Origin of the sequence: uncultured Boseongicola sp., assembly GCF_937988555.1 — a bacterium.
Classification (GTDB): domain Bacteria; phylum Pseudomonadota; class Alphaproteobacteria; order Rhodobacterales; family Rhodobacteraceae; genus Boseongicola.
In genome coordinates this window covers 1-2,528 of record NZ_CALJXO010000350.1, presented here as the reverse complement: position 1 = coordinate 2,528, position 2,528 = coordinate 1, and the positions used below count along the sequence as shown (strand labels likewise).

The following is a 2,528-nucleotide window of genomic DNA, read 5'->3' as shown; positions in this document are numbered from 1 at the left end:
GCTTCAGCGCCTTGGCCCAGATCACGGCCTTTTCGACGAAGGCTGGAAACAGCGATTGTTCGACATAAATCCGCTCGATCCCGCAACAACACTGACCGGCATTGAAGATCGCACCGTCCATCAGCGTATCCACCGCGGCATCCAGATTGGCATCGATGCGCACATACCCTGGATCCTTGCCGCCAAGTTCGGTCGAAACCGGAATGAACGTACCCGCAGCCGCCCGCTCCATCGCCTGACCGCCGCCAACCGAGCCGGTGAAATTAACGAAATCCACAGCCCGCTCCGAGATCAGGGCGCTCGTCGTGTCATGATCCAGAATTACGTTCTGAAACACCTCTTTCGGAACGCCCGCTTGGTGAAACGCCTCGGCCAGACGTTCGCCCACCTGAAGCGTTTGCGCGGCGTGTTTCAACATCACCGTATTGCCCGCAATCAGCGCCGGCGCGATGGTATTGATCGCCGTCATATAGGGATAATTCCACGGAGCGACGACCAGAACCACACCCCACGGCACACGCTTTATCACCCGTCGGAATGTGTCGCTGTCCTCGATCACATCGTCCGCGAGGCCCTCTTCCGCGATCTTCGCCATGTACTGCGCGCGCTCGTTAAACCCGCCAAACTCGCCGCCATATCGAATGGGTCGCCCCATCTGATGCGCCAGTTCAAGCGCCATGCGATCGGTGCTCTGCCCGACGATCTCGACGGCTTTCAGCACCAGATCGACGCGTTCGCGAACCGGACGCCCGGCCCAGGACCCCCGTGCCGCCTGTCGCGCACGGCGGGCCGCCGCAAAGGCATCGTCGCGCGAAAGCGGCGAGCGGGTCAGATAGACGGACCCGTCGATGGGCGATATCAACTTGATTTCATTTGTCATTTTTTCATTCACGGTTCGTTTCTGATATAGGCTGTGAAATACGCATCGATGCGAGACCGTATCGCTCCCCGGTCGGTCATGCTCGTTCAAATCCCCGCGCAACTTCCCAATCGGTAACAACCTTGTCGAACTCTTCCTGTTCGACTTCCGCCGCGCGTGTATAGTGATCTACCACCCAGTCTCCCATCTGTGCACGCAGCATCGAAGACCCGCGCAATGTCTCGGTCGCCGCCCGCAGGGTCGATGGGATCTCAGGCACGTCGTCCATGCTATAAATGTCGCCCTGGATAGGATCGCTCAACGACAACTCCTCTTCGATGCCGGTTAGGCCGGCCGCAAGCTGCGCCGCGCAGGCAAGGTACGGGTTGATGTCCGAACCGGGTATCCGACACTCGATCCGCACGCCTTTGGTGCCATCACCCACAAGGCGGTAGCCTGCCGTGCGATTGTCTATAGACCACGCAATCTTCGTCGGCGCAAAGGTGCCGGGTAGGAAGCGTTTGTAGCTGTTCACATAAGGCGCCATGAAGAACGTGACATCCGCGGAGTATTTCAAAAGTCCGGCAACATAGGACTTCATCGTGTCCGACATCGCCAGAGCAGTACCTGCTGCGTGAAAGGCATTCTCGCTGCCCTTGAACAGCGACTGATGGATATGCGCCGCCGAGCCCACCTTCGCGTGATGCCACTTTGGCATGAACGTCGCGGCGTGGCCCTTGGCGTTGGCGATCTCCTTGATTGCCTGCTTGGCGATTGTGTGGTGGTCGGCCGCCAGCATCGCTGTCGCATAGCGAATGTTCAATTCGCCCTGTCCGGTTTCCGCCTCGCCCTTAGAGTTTTCGACCGGCACGCCCGCCGCGACCAGCAGATTGCGGATCGGCCGCATGACATGCTCTTCTTTCGTCGTCTGAAGAATATGGTAGTCTTCGTTATATCCACTGATCGGCGTGAGATCACGAAAACCAGCGCGTCGGATATCGTCGAAGCTTTGTTCAAACAGAAAAAACTCCAGCTCGGTCGCCATATTGGGCGTGAACCCCATCGCCTCGGCGCGTTTGATCTGCTCTTTCAAGATCTGACGTGGCGCGTGGGGCACGGGCTCGTGGGTGTGATGATCGATAAGGTCACACAAAACCAAAGCGGTTCCTTCAAGCCACGGAATGCGGCGCAATGTCGATAGATCGGGCTTCATTACATAGTCGCCATAGCCCGCTTCCCACGATGTTGCGGCAAAGCCATCGGGCGTGTTCATTTCGATATCGGTGGCCAGCAAGTAATTGCAGCAGTGCGTTTCGTTGTATCCCGATTCAAGAAAATTCGAGACATGGAAGCGCTTGCCCATCAGGCGGCCTTGCATGTCGATCAAACAGACAAGTACGGTATCGATAGTGCCCTGGGCCGCGTCTTCTTTCAGCGCGTCAAACGTCAGATTGGCAGTCATGTGGTCCCCCTGCGAGATTAAGTCGTTGCTTCATTCAAATCAGTGATGAGCCGCGTTTCAAGAATCTGCCCGTTCCGATACAAAATCGGATAGGCGATGGCGGCAAGATGGCCATAAAGTTCGCGCAGTGCACGCAGAGTTTCCAGATGGACATCGCTTGAGGCAAAGCTGTCGGTTTCGCCGGTTTCAAGCCGCTTTAGATGTGCT

The 2,528-nt window shown here is 57.3% G+C and carries 2 protein-coding genes and 1 pseudogene; all 3 read right to left on the bottom strand.

From position 1 onward, the window contains the following. Positions 1-880 (bottom strand): aldehyde dehydrogenase family protein (locus Q1B15_RS20580; RefSeq protein ID WP_299757469.1); only part of this gene is annotated, 880 nt, incomplete at its 3' end. 76 nt (positions 881-956) lie between these two features. Then, positions 957-2,321: a glutamine synthetase family protein gene (locus tag Q1B15_RS20575; RefSeq protein ID WP_299757467.1), complete on the bottom strand. Its 1,365-nt coding sequence runs from the start codon at positions 2,319-2,321 to the stop codon at positions 957-959. A 17-nt stretch (positions 2,322-2,338) separates the two neighbouring features. Further along, a pseudogene (locus tag Q1B15_RS20570) lies at positions 2,339-2,528 on the bottom strand (Na/Pi cotransporter family protein); the annotation flags it as partial.